The sequence below is a fragment of the Acinetobacter genomosp. 15BJ genome, assembly GCF_000400715.1.
Taxonomy (GTDB): domain Bacteria; phylum Pseudomonadota; class Gammaproteobacteria; order Pseudomonadales; family Moraxellaceae; genus Acinetobacter.
Genome location: NZ_KE007347.1, coordinates 532,506 through 546,404, shown reverse-complemented (window position 1 = coordinate 546,404; position 13,899 = coordinate 532,506). Strand labels below are relative to the sequence as shown.

Below are 13,899 nucleotides of genomic sequence, written 5' to 3'. Positions count from 1 at the left end.
TCATCATGACCTCTTATCAAGAATTACAAGGTTTTGCCAAAACCAATTTTAAAGCAGCCCATATTATCCAAAGCGATGCTGAAGCGCTAGAAATTGCGACCCAGCTCAGTCAACAGTTTAAACAAACGTCCGTTGAACGCGATGCCAATCGGAACTTGCCGTTTACTGAAATCGAAAGCTATAGCCAGTCTGGGTTGTGGGCAATTACTGTACCTAAGCAGTATGGTGGTGCAGAGGTTTCCAGCTTAACCGTTGCTAAAGTGATTGCGCTGTTTAGTGGTGCGGATGGTTCAATCGGTCAGATTCCACAAAACCATTTTTATGCACTGGAAGTATTGCGCAATACTGGTACAGACGCGCAAAAGAAACGCCTCTATCAAGAAGTGTTACAAGGTGCGCGTTTTGGTAATGCGCTGGCTGAATTTAAAACACGTACCTCTGCACATAAACAAACTACCTTAATTCCAAGCAAAAATGGTTATCTGATTCAGGGAGAAAAGTTTTATTGCACCGGTAGCCTGTTTGCACATCGTATTCCAACCCTAGTGGTGGATGAAACAGGCAATGAATTTTTGGCTTTTGTACAAAGAGACAGCCAAGGATTAGAACTAATTGATGACTGGTCTGGCTTTGGGCAACGGACTACGGGCAGCGGTACAGTCAAATTTAATCAGGTGTTTGTTGCCAAAGAGGATGTGATTGCTTTTGATACCGCCTTTAAGCAACTGTCTTTGGTTGGCCCCTTTGCTCAAATCATGCATGCCGCGATTGAAGTCGGGATTGCTCGTGCTGCTTTTGAAGAAACACTGGAGCGTGTGCGTGTCGCCCGCCCTTGGATTGATGCCAATATTGATTCCGCCACTCAAGACCCACTAACCCTATCTGAGCTAGGTCATGTAGCAACCGATGTCAAAGCCAGCGAGTTATTACTCAAACAAGCAGCTCGATCTGTCGATGCTGCCAAACAGGAGTTGAATGCTGAGACCTTAGCCAAAGCCTCAATTGATGTCGCCAAAGTTCGTGCGCATAGTACTGAAACTGCATTAAAGGCATCATCAAAATTGATTGAATTAGCAGGTAGTCGTGGCAGTCAACGTGCTGATGGTCTTGATCGTCATTGGCGTAATGCACGTGTACACACCTTGCATGATGCTGCACGCTGGAAATATTACTTTATCGGTAATTATGTGTTGAATGGCGTTCTGCCTCCACGTCGGGGGACTTTGTAATGAGTCAAACGACTGCTAAAAAAATCTTGTTAAATGCCTTTGATATGAACTGTGTCGGTCATATCAATCATGGTTTATGGACGCATCCGTGTGATCAATCACATCGCTTTAATGAACTGAGTTATTGGACTGAACTCGCACAAACTTTAGAACAAGGTTTGTTTGATGGCTTATTCCTCGCGGATATTACCGGAGTTTATGATGTCTATCAAAATGGGATCGAGCTGACTTTAAAAGAATCGATTCAACTGCCAAGCCATGACCCTTCCACCCTGATTTCGGCAATGGCTTTGGTCACGCAGAATTTAAGCTTTGGCGTCACGGTCAATCTAAGCTATGAACAGCCCTATCAATTTGCACGGCGCTTTGCCAGTCTTGATCATTTAACTCAAGGTCGTTTGGGCTGGAATATTGTCACAGGCTATTTAGACAGTGCTGAACGCTTGATTGGGCAAAAAGGTTTAAAAGATCATGATGCACGTTATGATCAGGCCGAGGAGTTCTTACAGCTTTGTTATAAATATTGGGAAGGTTCTTGGGAAAATGATGCCCTAAAGAAAAATAAGCAACAGCGCATTTTTACTGATCCAAATAAAGTCCATACTATTCATCACCAAGGGCAATATTACCAAAGCCAAGGGGTATTTCAGGTTGCGCCTTCGGTTCAACGTACGCCAACACTCTTCCAAGCAGGTGCTTCACCGAAAGGACTACAGTTTGCTACGCGCCATGCCGAATGTATTTTTATTGGTGGTGATCAACCAGAAAAGATTCGTCAACAGGTCAATAAAATACGACTACAAGCACAGCAACAAGGTCGTGATGAAAATGCGATTAAAATCTTTGTCGGCATCACCGTGGTTGTGGCTGAAACACATGAACTTGCCCAGCAAAAACTGGCTGAATATCGTCAATATGCCAGCCCTGAAGCAGGTTTAGCACATTATGCCAGTTCAGTCGGAATTGATCTTGCCAAGTTTGCAGATGATGAAGCGATTCCTTATCAAAAGAGCAATAGCATTGCTTCGGTCAATGAGAAGTTTAAAGAACAACGTATCAGTAAAAATGACCTGAAAGCACAGCATGTGCTAGGTGGGCGTTATCCCCTGATTGTTGGCAGTGGTGCTGAAGTTGCAGAATATCTCATTGAACTACTCGATCAAACTGGCATTGATGGTTTTAACCTGACTCGTACGGTTGCACCTGAATCACACCATGATTTCATTCGACTGGTGATCCCTGAGTTACAGCAACGTGCACGTTATAAAACTGAATATGCCACAGGATCATTACGCAATAAGCTATTTGCACAAGGTGATCATTTGGCCACAAGTCATCCTGCTGATCAGTTTCGATGTAGAACGCATAACAACACACATGACCTAAAAACAATCGAAGAAATTAGTGCTTAGCATTTAAACATTTAAGAATAGAATTGGAGAAATATATGGCTCAAACAGCCTCTAAAAAATGGTTGGGTATTGGCCTTGTCATTGTTGTTGCGATTATTGCCTTATTGATTTGGAATAAACAAAGACAGAACCAGAGCAGTGAACTGGTGATTGGGATTAGTCCTTCTTTTGCCCATCCACTGCAAGTTGCAGCGGATGAAGCCAAACAGCAAGGTTTGAATGTCAAATTGGTCGAGTTTTCCGACTGGAATACCCCAAACATCACTTTGAATCATGGCGATATTGATGCGAACTTTTTCCAGCATCAACCTTTCTTGGATAATGCGATTAAGGAAACGGGCTTTAAATTAAAATCCTTTGCTGCAGGTGCAGCATCGCATGTCGGACTGTATTCAAAAAAATATAAAAGCTTTGATGAACTACCAAATGGTGCAACGGTTGCCATTCCAAATGATCCTGTGAATCAAGGTCGTGCTTTATTGCTATTGCAACAAGCCAAGCTGATTGAACTGAAAGACAGCAATAATCACCTTTCTGCTCTGAAAGACATTACTGCAAATCCGAAGAACCTGAAATTTACCGAAGTTGAAGGCCCACAAACTGCACGTGCCATTGATGATGTTGATCTGGCGTTTGGCTATCCACATTACCTACGTTTAGCCAAAACAGCTGATCCTGAAAGTGCCTTATTGTTTGATGACAATACCAATAAGCGCTATGCGATTTTATTTGTGGTGCGTGATGACTATCAGGACAAGGACAATAAACTACAGAAATTTGTCGAGATTTATCAAAACTCACCCAAAGTTAAAGCTGCCCTGGATAGCGATTTCGGCCCAACGCTTTGGTTCCCTGGCTGGAAATAAGGAGAATAATGATGGTGAGTTTTGGTTCACAGGTCGATTTTTCAGTTCCACATCTGAAAATACGCGGTTTAAATAAATTTTATGATGTAAATGGCCAACGCTTACACGCCTTAAAAGACATTAACCTTGATATTCCCAACGCACAGATTGTTGGGATTATCGGAAAAAGTGGTGCAGGAAAATCCTCCCTACTGCGTACCTTAAATGGCTTAGAGTCGATTGATACAGGCAGTATTTTGATTCATCAGCAAAATATTGCTGAACTCAGCCATGCAGAGTTGATTAAAACTCGGCAGAAAATTGGCATGATTTTTCAGCATTTTAATTTAATGTCTGCCAAAACGGTGTGGGAAAACGTGGCTTTACCGCTACGTATTGCGGGTTATGAAAAGGCTGAGATTGAACAGCGGGTCAGTGAGGTACTGACGCTAGTGGGATTAGCAGCAAAGCGAAATGATTACCCTGCTCAACTGTCTGGTGGACAGAAACAGCGTGTAGGGATCGCGCGAGCCTTGGTTTCTCAGCCTGAAATCCTGCTTTGTGATGAAGCCACTTCCGCACTGGATCCTGAAAGTACAGCCAATATTCTGTCTTTATTAAAACAGATCAACCGAGACCTTGATTTAACCATCGTCTTGATCACCCATGAAATGCAAGTCATTCAAGAGATTTGCGATCAAGTCATCGTGATTGATCAAGGTGAAATCGTTGAGTCTGGACAAGTTTGGTCGGTATTTTCCAATCCACAACAACAGATCACACAGGAATTACTCAACTTTGAACAGGTGAATTTACCCTTTGAGTTGAGCCAAACCATTCTGCCTCAGAGTACGCATCAGATTTTAAAATTGAAATATGTCAGTGAATCGAAATCGGTGCCTGATTTATATGAACTATTGGATGGCTTTAATAGCCCTGTTCAGGTTTATCACAGTCAAATTGATAGCATTCAGCAACGTACCATCGGCTCATTGATCATCGGGATTCGTAATCTCGACTTTGATCTAAACCACTCACAATCTGAAAAACATCCTGCAATAACACAACTTGAGGTGATCGGTTATGTCCAATCAACTCATTGATCTGTTACTGACAGGCACGACCGATACTTTAATCATGGTCGGTGTTTCTGCGATTCTCGCCTTTTTGATTGGTCTGCCAATTGCTTTAATTCTAGTGAGTACTGCTGATTTTGGGATTTATCCTTCTAAGAAAATCAATCAGTCATTGGGCTGGGTGATTAATATTACCCGCTCTGTACCTTTCCTGATTTTAATGGTGGCATTGATTCCATTTACCCGATGGATTGTCGGCACCAGTTATGGGGTCTTGGCTGCGATTGTCCCCTTAACCATTGCAGCTATTCCGTTCTTCGCCCGTATTGCGGAGGTCAGTCTACGTGAAGTTGATCAAGGTTTGATTGAAGCAGCACAAGCGATGGGCTGTAACCGCAAACAGATTCTTTGGCATGTATTGCTTCCTGAAGCTTTGCCGGGGATTGTTGCAGGTTTTACCGTGACTATTGTTACCATGATCAGTTCATCTGCTATTGCAGGTGCGATTGGTGCAGGTGGTTTAGGCGATATTGCCTATCGTTACGGCTATCAACGCTTTGATATGCAAGTGATGCTGGCGGTGATTTTAGTCCTGATTGTTTTGGTCATGTTGGTACAAACGACAGGCGATAATATTGCCAAACAGCTCGATAAACGCAAAGTTTAAGCTCGAATTATTAATCCACTCAAGCCATGACCTGACTTTGTCATGGCTTTCATGTAAAATCAGCAGCAATTTTTAAATAACACATTTGTGAGTGGTTTCATGGGTTTTAATTGCGGTATTGTTGGTCTGCCAAACGTAGGTAAATCTACATTATTTAATGCATTAACAAAGGCAGCGATTGCTGCTGAAAACTTTCCGTTCTGTACCATTGAACCGAATACAGGCATTGTCCCTGTTCCAGATCCACGTTTAGACAAACTTACAGCAATTGTTAAACCGCAACGTGTTATCCCGACCACAATGGAATTCGTTGATATCGCAGGTTTGGTTGCTGGTGCATCAAAAGGTGAAGGTTTGGGTAACCAATTCCTTGCCAACATCCGTGAAACAGATGCTATTGCCCATGTAGTTCGTTGCTTCGAAGACGAAAACGTGATTCACGTAAATGGTAAAATTGATCCATTAGATGACATTGCAACCATTAACACTGAACTTGCTCTTGCTGACCTTGATACCGTTGCAAAAGCCTTGTTACGTTTAACTAAAGCAGCAAAAGGCGGTGATAAAGAAGCACTTGCAACTAAAGCAGTTTTAGAAAAAATCCAACCTTTGCTTGATGAAGGTAAACCAGCGCGTGCGGCTGACCTTTCAGATGATGAACGTAAAGCGGTTCGCGGTTTCGGTTTAATGACGCTTAAACCAACCATGTACATTGCTAACGTAGCAGAAGACGGTTTTGAAAATAACCCACATCTTGAAGCGGTAAAAAAACTTGCTGCTGAAGAAAATGCGATCGTTGTACCGCTTTGCAACCAGATCGAAGCTGAGATTTCATTATTAGAAGATGAAGACCGTGCTGAATTCTTGGAAGCGATGGGCATGGAAGAACCAGGACTAAACGTCGTGATTCGTGCAGGTTATAGCTTACTTGGCTTACAAACTTACTTCACTGCGGGCGTACAAGAAGTTCGTGCTTGGACTGTGAAAGTTGGTGCAACTGCGCCGCAAGCAGCGGGTGTGATTCATACCGACTTCGAAAAAGGTTTTATCCGTGCTGAATGTGTTGCCTATGATGACTTCATTCAATACAACGGTGAAAGCGGTGCCAAAGAAGCAGGTAAATGGCGTTTAGAAGGTAAAACGTATATCGTTCAAGATGGCGACGTATTGCACTTCCGTTTTAATGTATAAATCAGTGTTTTGATTTTCAAACCGCCAGTAACGATCTTATTGGCGGTTTTTTTATTTAAAAAATTCATGTTAAATAAACACTTTATCAAAGCCTATGCGTATAGATAACACCCCAGTAAAGATGCTCATTTATAATTTTTATCAAGCCATTTTTTAATAGTAGCAATATCTTTGAATTTAAAATGCATATAATCATCAGACACTCCCTCCAACCCACTCTGAGAGTTTCCAAGAATATTACTTATATCAACTAACCTAACTCTTTTCCCAGTTAAATAAATTTCATATAAGTTAACATTATAAAGGATACCATTGACTGTTGGAGAATCCCATACTTGTGTATGAAGTGTAATTAACAATGGTCTCTGATTATCTTTTTTATAAACACTTACAGCTTCCAACTTTGGCAACCACTTCCCTATATTTATATCATATTTATTAATAAATATTTTTTGATCACCTCCTTCTAAATAATTAATCACAACTGGATTTTCGTCATTACAAGATTTACTTACTATTCGAAAATCATCTTTCACCTTAAGACTTATTTTCGTATATTTTACATCGCAGCCTTCATAAGTATCTTTCGTTTTTGCATTAGTACAACCAATCATTAAAAATGAGTATTGTAACTAACAGAAATTTCATAAAACCTCACTATTGAAAAATACTTTTAGACTTATCAAAAAAAGAACGTCTATCTTCTATTATTTTTGAGATTGATCCAGCATTAATACTTCCCCGACATTTCAAATAGGAAACGATTTTATAATATTTATGGATAATTACTTTAAAATAAAAAAAATAATTATTGAAATCAACAAATAACAAGAGGAGTGAAGAATATTGCTCGTAACAGATTTATACCATTTTCCGTGATTATTTAGCAATAAATTAAGATTTTTATCATTCATATTCGGGGATAAAGGTAAGTACCCTTTAGAAAAGACTGAATTTCTTTTAAGTATCTTCAACTCTCTAAACCTTAATGCGGCGATAGAACCTACAGCCATTTCTATTAAAAAGTGATTAGCCCAATCCAATTTTCTATAATATTTAGAATCTCCAAAAAACAAAAGAGAGATAGATTGAAGATTTTTTTTAACATATTTATAGCTTTTAAATACAGCGATAGGATAACTGACAAATAAAAGTGAGATTGAAATAGCTAATATTACTTTCAGAATATTCTCTAACATTTTATTTAGTCATCCATTCTATACTACGATCAGCACCACTACCAACCTGATATGTGCTGAATTAGCAGGAGACTTTCACTTGGGATATGCTAGGCAGCTAACCGATAAAAGTTCTCTGCTATTTGATTTGGCGTTTTAAAATCCAAACTCTTTTGAATTCTTCGCTGATTATAAAATAACACAATGTATTTTGTAATATCTGCTTTAGCTTCATCTCTGGTTTTATAGTTGCAATGATGCCCACTAATTCATTCTTGAGTATGCCCCAGAAACTTTCAATCGGTGCATTATCGTAACAGTCCCCACGTTTGCTCATTGAACCTTGAAAATCACATTTTTCCAGTATCTTTCGATATTCATGGCTGCAATATTGGCTGCCTCTGTCCGAATGAACAATTAAGCCTTTCGTTGGTTTTTGATTACGAATCGCCATAGTCAGTGCATTGCAAACAAGTTGTGCGGTCATACGCTCATTTAAGCTATAGCCAACCACTTGTTTCGTGTACAGGTCTTTTACTGCTGCCAAGTATAACCAACCTTCAGCAGTCCAAATGTATGTAATATCGCTTGACCATGCAAGATTGGGCTTAGTCATTGAAAACTGTTGCTCTAGTAAATTTGCGTAGATCGCTCGATTATGATCACTCTTCGTAGTTCTTTTGAAACGCTTATGACGCTTACAATACAGCTGGTTGAGCTTTTTTATTTGACGTACAGCATACGTACTGATTTTGATACCTTGCGCTTGTAAATGCTTAGTTAATCGAATATAGCCATAGCTTTGTTTAGTTTCCTCATGAGCTATTTTGACCAAAATTGTCTGTTGATTTCGCTGAACCAATCTTTTATTCATGCCTCGTTTTAGCCAATCATAAAATCGTGACACTGAAACGTGAAGTAATCTAGCCATAAAGCTAATCGGGAATAAATGTCTTTGCTGTTTCATATAGGCGTACCTTACTGACTTTCTTTCGCAAAGTACGCTGCTGCCTTTTTTAGAAATTCACGTTCCATTTCAGCTGTTTTGAGCTGTTGTTTGAGCTTTTTATTTTCTTCGAGTAAGGCATTTAGATCAGGTGAATATTGTTTAGTGCCTGCTAAGGTGCCAGTCTTTGCTTTATTATTCCAATTTGAAAGAGTTTGCATTGAAATGCCAAGTTGTCTGGCTGTTTCCGATACATTGCCTTGATTGGCTTCAATCAATTTTATTGCTTCAACTTTAAATTCTGCGGTGTAAGTCTTCTGTTTCTTGCTCATGGTAAACTCCTGATGAGTGTCTATAGTTTACCAAGTTAAAACCTCCTGTTTTCTCAGCACACATCAACCATTTCACCTATCCATCCTCCAAAAATCCCACCTCCTATTCCTCCTGCAACAGCACAAGCACCGATAACAACTAATCCAACACCCCCTGTACCAACACCCAATACTAAAACGGCAGTCGCAGTAGCTGCTACAGCTCCCATCCTTCCACCTACTAAACTCCCTCCTAGCTTTAAGGGTTCTACTAAGACTGCTTTTCTAATTTTTTTATTCTCCCCCGTCTCAGTTGCTTGGTAAATATTAATTCCAGCTTCTGCAATTCCAACCCCAATCATAAAGTTACCACCTTGTTTAAGAACACTAGTCACACGTCCAACCTCATTCATATTCTTTAAATAGGCTGGCAATCCACCTTGATAATAAGCGCTTTTTACAAATGCCGTACTTTTCAAATTTTTTCTTAAATTTGATGTTTGTATTCCTGTATCCCACTTAAACATCCTTTGGGAAATGCTATTTTCAAAATCTTTCAGCAATGCTGTGTTGGCCGCTTCAAACTTATTAAAGTGTTTAGGATTAGCTAAACGCGTTTTCTTCTGATGTTCTTGGGCATAATTTTTTACTAACTGAGAATAAGCCCCCAAAGTTCTATTTTTAGTTTCCTCAACAAATAATAGTGCCCCGTCTACTGTATTTTTTGCTGTTGTTGCTAGCATCGTACCAGTACCATCAACATTTTCTATAGGTTTGTGGCTAAGACCAACATAATCCTCATTTATTAAGGAGTTATAAAAAAATTCATAGTTTTGTGCAAAAAACTCGGCATCAAAATCTTTATCCTTTTTCATTTCCTCTAAGTTTTTAAATGCATCTTGAGCATCCTTTTTATATTTTGGAAGCTCTTTTGCTGTGGTTGAATTTGAGAGAACAATGACCATTCCAGGTGACAATATTCGAATTGGCACGATATTCGAAATATGTGGGTTGTTTGCCCGTAGTATATCCCAATCTGATGCGATTAAAGGCCTTTTAAAAACTCGTTTAGACCAGTCATGCATGGTTTCTGCCTTTTTAACCAGATACCAAGCAACTTCCCCATCATCTAAATAAATTTCCTTAATATTCTGTTTCACCTTCTGCGTTATTTCTGTAGTCATTTTAATGGTAAAGGTGCTATGCGTTTTTTTATTTGGATAAGCTTTTACAGCAATTTTCTGTAAACTTTCACCACGCAAATAAACTTCATAAATTAACATAGTATTTAAGTTATGTATTTCAGTCCAACCTGTTAAACCGTGCTCATCAAAATTACCTTTAAATGTTGTTGTTTTCTTAGTCACATTATTAATCACAAAGAATTTATAAGTTAAATCTTTCAATTTGAGAGGGGCTTGAACACTGAGCTTTAGACGACTGAAATAGGTATTCATAGTTGATCTCCAGAGTCTTCTTCTCCAGCGTGTTCAATTTCATTCATCATTACTAGAGTCGTAATTTGTTGAGCAGATGGCGATGTTTTTAGCTTCATAAATCCTTTTTGATCAGTTTTTCCCTTTTGAACATTTCCCTCTTCATCAAATAAGATGTAAGGTTTATCAGCCATGACCTGACTTTCTTTATTTTTTACCAAGTATTGTAAAACATAAAGATTTTCTACATCGGGTAATACTGAAAGAACTGTATTTACTTTCGCCCCACCCATAAACACATGCTGACCTGCCTTCACTTCAAATTTGCCACCTGTGGTAGCAACAATTCCTGAACCATTCAGTTTCAGTTGAGAGTTTTTGCCTGTAATCACAATTTCTTTTGCACTAATAATTTCAATCCGATCTTCAGTCGAAATAATTTGAATGCCTTGTTTGGAGAACAAGTCTATGCCATCCGTTTGCGCATGGACTTCAAACTTTCCTTTCGCCGCAACCTGTTTAATACCTGTTTGGGCAGCAAACAAACTAATCCTGTTTTGCGCATGGGCAATCAGATTTTTTTGTGTACTCAGATGAATACTCTCGCCAGCGATCTGATTGATCTGTCTATCTGCCGAGAAATGAATATCTTCATGGCTACTCAGGCCAATACCATCGGGTGAACTCAGTAACAGCAATGCTTTATTGAACTTGGCAATCTTTGCTTCGATCTGTGCAGCGAACGCTTTTAACTGTGCCAGTGACTCAATTTCATCTGTCTGCTGATTTTTAGCGACGTCACTCAGTGCTTGGGCATTATTCTGGTTCGCTTCAAGTTGCTGTCTGGCTAACTGTGCATCCAGATGTTCGCCTTGTGCTTGGTCTTGCTTATGGGTTGAAAGCAATAAACCTTTTCCCGCACGTACTGCACCCCATAAATCGGTACGCAGTTCAAAGCCCTCGCCACGGTCTTCGCTTTCAGCCTTGTCTTTTGGATGACTGAGCTGACCGAGATTTAATTGACTGGCGGCATGGCTACTTTGCAGTTGTGTGCTGATCTGCCCTAAGCTGTCATCAAAACGCAGTTGATTAAAGCCTTCACCTTTGTATTCGCGTGATCGAATGCCTGACAGTTTTTTGGTCTCAGGGAGTTTTCCTATTCGATCAAACAGTGTGGGTGAACGCTGCGCTTCATGAATCCTCCCCAGCACAAAAGGACGGTCAAAGTTGCCATCAAAGAAGTCAATGACCACAATTTCACCGACGCGTGGCAAAAACCGTGCACCAAAACCTTCGCCAGCCCAAGGGGTCAGGACATCGACCCATGCTGAGTCAGTATCATCATTGTTGGTTCCCGCACCACCATCATGGCTATGGTCTTCTGTACGGGTAAATAGAAAACGAACTTTTATACGCCCCCATTCATCCACATGGATTTCCTCTCCTTCAGGACCAACAATTCGGGCTCGCATTGGGTGAGCAGTTGGCCTATGAGTTAAGGGGTTATATTCAGGTACGATTTTGATATTACGGCGTTGTAGTGTCAGTTGATTTGCCTGACGTTGTTCAGAGCCAATATTCTGTTGTTGCCACTGACTTTGGTTAATCAGATCTTGGATCTGTTGGCTTAGGTCTTTTGGTAAATTATTCTGACTATAAAACTGCTTGGCAATGATCAGGAATTGCTTATCATCCCCTTGATGTTGATCTATTTCAGGGTGTCCTGCCAGTTCAAACCAATACCCGACATGGGTGTCTCGAACGGTGCTATTCGCCACAAATTGCTTTGCTTGTAAGTCGTGGTATTGCCCAATCTGCTGGTTAAACCTTTCAATTTGCGCATGGCCTGACGGTGTTGCACCATCTTCACCCTTTAGGTCCTGCATCCATGCTGGACTGAAATGCCATGCATCTTCGAGTCCCAGTGAGGCTGCATCATCGCCTTCAATGTGCTGATGTTTGCTTTGCACACTGCCTGCTCCATCCTCTTGTTCCAGTGCATCGGCTTGCCAACGCTGGATATGCACGGCGGTCGGCTGTAAGCTGCGTTCTGCCCTCAGTTTGGTCATGCTGTCGTATTGTTCGGTGGCATCACTACGATGGTAACGAATCGTTCTTCTCGCTAGGGCTTGATACTGGCTATTGTCATCAATCAAACGTAGTTTTTGCGGTTGGATTGGACTATTGGTAGTTGGAACAATAAGCTGGGCTTCGTCGACCAACCAGCTCAGCCCTTCACTCCGCATCAAAAATGTTAAAAACTCTGCATCGGTCTGATTATGTTGCATAATAAAGGGCCGAACATCATAGTCTTTGCTCAACCCACTTAAATCCAGTGTCAAGCTTGAAGCAAATAATAGGCTCCTTTGTTGCCATTCCTTAAATATGACTTGCACCACCTCACACACGCTTTTATTAATAAATACGCGAGAATTTCGTCTTTTATGCCACAGTGCGGTTGGATCTTCTAAAGTCAGTTTATAGAGGCTTAAACTGCCGTCAGATACGCCTTGTGATGCTTGGGTGATAATCCCAGTGACACGGCTAAACTGCCCCTGATCAGTCATTGTATCAATCGCAGCCTGACTACCAATAAATTGCTTGAGCGGGATGGTAGCATTCGTTGACAGACAGATTAGTTCAGCCTTGAGTCCTTGATTAAGGCCATGAACGCCCTCAATATACTGCAAAAAAATTTGAGAATTTAAACTCTGATTTTCAAACTGAATATGAATGGCACGTTTATGTGCAGTCAGCCCTATTTTTTCAAATAAGAGCTCAATATTATTTAATCGCATATTAATCTTTTTATATAAAAATAAATCCATTTAATTATTTATTGTAGTTCAGCTTACTGTCTTTTATTTGCTACTTTAGGACATTTTATAAAACAACTTATTCCTTTATTTACCCAAGATAAGATAATAAAATTTTCGATGTGTTTTTTATTTTATACGTTAGCTTTCAAGCTATAAATTCAATTCGAATTAAAATAAATAAACTGCATAAAAAAACCCCTAAAAATTAGACATTTTCAGGGGTTTTATGCAGGGCTTTTACATCAAACTGACGACTTAAGACACAGTCTGTGGCTTCATATCCATTTCAGCACGTTTCATTTGTGCCTCTTTTAAAATGCGCTGATGTAAGGGCTTACGGAAACCAAGTAAGAAGATAAACTCTGCTAATACAAATAATGGCCCAATGGCGAGACCAATCACATCATCAACAAAGGCTGGTTTTTTCTTTTCAAAATAATGACCCACAAATTGAAATACCCAACCCACCACAAAAATACCGATACTCGCACCTAGCCAGTTCCACGTTGCTAAAGCCGCAATTTTCACAGCCAGTGGATATGCCAAGACAAATAAAACCAACATCAAAAGACCGAATAACTTATCCAATGAAATATAGTAAATGCTACTTAGAACGATGAGCAACATGGCTAAAGTGATTGAAAAGCCCGAAATTTCTACGCCAGCACGTGCAGTTAAACATAGAATAGAAAAAACAATTAAGGGAATTCCCACAAAATGGGTCACAACATTATTTCGATCTAAGTGATAAGCCGCATATTGACTAAGTAGACGTTCCAAATTTGTCAT

The 13,899-nt window shown here is 40.0% G+C and carries 11 protein-coding genes and 1 pseudogene; 6 read left to right on the top strand and 6 right to left on the bottom strand.

What is annotated here, in order from left to right; genetic code table 11:
- Positions 1 to 5: 5 nt before the first annotated feature.
- From F896_RS11470 to ychF, 6 genes are all read left to right on the top strand, one after another.
- Positions 6 to 1,229: an SfnB family sulfur acquisition oxidoreductase gene (locus F896_RS11470; RefSeq protein WP_016163412.1), complete on the top strand. Its 1,224-nt coding sequence runs from the start codon at positions 6 to 8 to the stop codon at positions 1,227 to 1,229.
- Positions 1,229 to 2,641: an LLM class flavin-dependent oxidoreductase gene (locus F896_RS11475; protein WP_016163411.1), complete on the top strand. Its 1,413-nt coding sequence runs from the start codon at positions 1,229 to 1,231 to the stop codon at positions 2,639 to 2,641. Before F896_RS11470 ends, F896_RS11475 begins: the two co-directional genes overlap by 1 nt.
- A gap of 35 nt (positions 2,642 to 2,676) precedes the next feature.
- Entirely contained in the window at positions 2,677 to 3,507 is an 831-nt protein-coding gene (locus F896_RS11480; protein ID WP_016163410.1) for a MetQ/NlpA family ABC transporter substrate-binding protein, read from the top strand.
- Positions 3,508 to 3,518: 11 nt separating this feature from the next.
- A complete protein-coding gene (locus tag F896_RS11485) occupies positions 3,519 to 4,589 on the top strand; it encodes a methionine ABC transporter ATP-binding protein (protein WP_016163409.1) in 1,071 nt (356 codons plus the stop codon).
- The gene (locus F896_RS11490) at positions 4,570 to 5,229 is read left to right on the top strand and encodes a methionine ABC transporter permease (RefSeq protein ID WP_016163408.1); all 660 of its coding nucleotides are present in this window, start codon (positions 4,570 to 4,572) and stop codon (positions 5,227 to 5,229) included. Before F896_RS11485 ends, F896_RS11490 begins: the two co-directional genes overlap by 20 nt.
- 99 nt (positions 5,230 to 5,328) lie before the next feature.
- Positions 5,329 to 6,420: a redox-regulated ATPase YchF gene (gene ychF, locus F896_RS11495; RefSeq protein WP_005271118.1), complete on the top strand. Its 1,092-nt coding sequence runs from the start codon at positions 5,329 to 5,331 to the stop codon at positions 6,418 to 6,420.
- Between the two features lie 125 nt (positions 6,421 to 6,545).
- Here ychF and F896_RS11500 read toward each other — a convergent pair whose 3' ends face one another.
- From F896_RS11500 to F896_RS11530, 6 genes and pseudogenes are all read right to left on the bottom strand, one after another.
- The gene (locus tag F896_RS11500) at positions 6,546 to 6,956 is read right to left on the bottom strand and encodes a hypothetical protein (protein WP_171069659.1); all 411 of its coding nucleotides are present in this window, start codon (positions 6,954 to 6,956) and stop codon (positions 6,546 to 6,548) included.
- Between the two features lie 249 nt (positions 6,957 to 7,205).
- Positions 7,206 to 7,619, bottom strand: coding sequence for a hypothetical protein (locus F896_RS11505; RefSeq protein WP_016163406.1), 414 nt, complete (start codon positions 7,617 to 7,619; stop codon positions 7,206 to 7,208).
- Positions 7,620 to 7,708: 89 nt separating this feature from the next.
- Positions 7,709 to 8,876 (bottom strand): annotated as a pseudogene (locus F896_RS11510) (IS3-like element ISAba21 family transposase).
- Positions 8,877 to 8,929: 53 nt separating this feature from the next.
- On the bottom strand, positions 8,930 to 10,312 hold the full coding sequence (locus F896_RS11520) for a hypothetical protein (protein ID WP_016163404.1): 1,383 nt from the start codon (positions 10,310 to 10,312) through the stop codon (positions 8,930 to 8,932).
- Complete coding sequence (locus F896_RS11525) at positions 10,309 to 13,089, bottom strand: type VI secretion system Vgr family protein (protein ID WP_032882361.1); 2,781 nt, start codon at positions 13,087 to 13,089, stop codon at positions 10,309 to 10,311. Before F896_RS11525 ends, F896_RS11520 begins: the two co-directional genes overlap by 4 nt.
- 276 nt (positions 13,090 to 13,365) lie before the next feature.
- On the bottom strand, positions 13,366 to 13,899 hold the full coding sequence (locus F896_RS11530) for an Mpo1 family 2-hydroxy fatty acid dioxygenase (RefSeq protein WP_016163402.1): 534 nt from the start codon (positions 13,897 to 13,899) through the stop codon (positions 13,366 to 13,368).

Excerpts from the sequence above, each read along its gene's own strand:
- F896_RS11525 (WP_032882361.1), bottom strand. The coding sequence starts at position 13,089 with ATGCGATTAAATAATATTGAGCTCTTATTTGAAAAAATAGGGCTGACT.
- F896_RS11480 (WP_016163410.1), top strand. The coding sequence starts at position 2,677 with ATGGCTCAAACAGCCTCTAAAAAATGGTTGGGTATTGGCCTTGTCATT.
- F896_RS11470 (WP_016163412.1), top strand. The coding sequence starts at position 6 with ATGACCTCTTATCAAGAATTACAAGGTTTTGCCAAAACCAATTTTAAA.
- F896_RS11530 (WP_016163402.1), bottom strand. The coding sequence starts at position 13,899 with ATGACAAATTTGGAACGTCTACTTAGTCAATATGCGGCTTATCACTTA.
- ychF (WP_005271118.1), top strand. The coding sequence starts at position 5,329 with ATGGGTTTTAATTGCGGTATTGTTGGTCTGCCAAACGTAGGTAAATCT.
- F896_RS11475 (WP_016163411.1), top strand. The coding sequence starts at position 1,229 with ATGAGTCAAACGACTGCTAAAAAAATCTTGTTAAATGCCTTTGATATG.
- F896_RS11520 (WP_016163404.1), bottom strand. The coding sequence starts at position 10,312 with ATGAATACCTATTTCAGTCGTCTAAAGCTCAGTGTTCAAGCCCCTCTC.
- F896_RS11485 (WP_016163409.1), top strand. The coding sequence starts at position 3,519 with ATGGTGAGTTTTGGTTCACAGGTCGATTTTTCAGTTCCACATCTGAAA.
- F896_RS11490 (WP_016163408.1), top strand. The coding sequence starts at position 4,570 with ATGTCCAATCAACTCATTGATCTGTTACTGACAGGCACGACCGATACT.
- F896_RS11505 (WP_016163406.1), bottom strand. The coding sequence starts at position 7,619 with ATGTTAGAGAATATTCTGAAAGTAATATTAGCTATTTCAATCTCACTT.